The sequence below is a fragment of the Neisseria sp. P0021.S007 genome, from assembly GCF_051956855.1.
Genome location: NZ_JBQCXA010000335.1, coordinates 1 through 807, shown reverse-complemented (window position 1 = coordinate 807; position 807 = coordinate 1). Strand labels below are relative to the sequence as shown.

Annotated in this window: 1 pseudogene; it reads left to right on the top strand. The window is 51.7% G+C overall.

The features are described 5' to 3' along the window. Positions 1–807: pseudogene (locus ACTHUR_RS13185) on the top strand (5-methyltetrahydropteroyltriglutamate--homocysteine S-methyltransferase); the annotation flags it as partial.

Here is an 807-nt window from a genome sequence, read left to right as displayed (position 1 = left end):
GCCGTAGGCGATTTCACTTTCTACGACCACATCCTCGACCTGCAAGTTGCTACCGGTGCCATCCCTGCCCGCTTCGGCTTCGACAGCCAAAACCTGTCTTTGGAACAATTCTTCCAACTGGCGCGTGGTAACAAAGACCAATTCGCTATCGAAATGACCAAATGGTTCGACACCAACTACCACTACTTGGTGCCTGAATTCCACGCCGATACCGAATTCAAAGCCAACGCCAAACACTACGTTCAACAGCTGCAAGAAGCCCAAGCTTTGGGCCTGAAAGCCAAACCGACCGTTGTTGGTCCGTTGACTTTCCTGTGGGTGGGTAAAGAAAAAGGCGCCGTTGAATTCGACCGTCTGAGCCTGTTGCCTAAACTGTTGCCTGTTTACGTTGAAATCCTGACTGCTTTGGTTGAAGCCGGTGCCGAGTGGATTCAAATCGACGAGCCAGCTTTGACTGTTGACCTGCCTAAAGAATGGGTAGAAGCATACAAAGACGTTTACGCTACTTTGAGCAAAGTAAGCGCCAAAATCCTGTTGAGCACTTACTTCGGTTCTGTTGCCGAACACGCTGCTTTGCTGAAATCCCTGCCTGTTGACGGCCTGCACATCGACTTGGTACGCGCCCCTGAGCAACTGGACGCATTTGCCGACTACGACAAAGTTCTGTCTGCCGGCGTTATCGACGGCCGCAACATTTGGCGCGCCAACCTGAACAAAGTTTTGGAAACTGTTGAGCCTCTGCAAGCCAAACTGGGCGACCGTTTGTGGATCTCCAGCTCTTGCTCTCTGCTGCACACTCCATTTGAC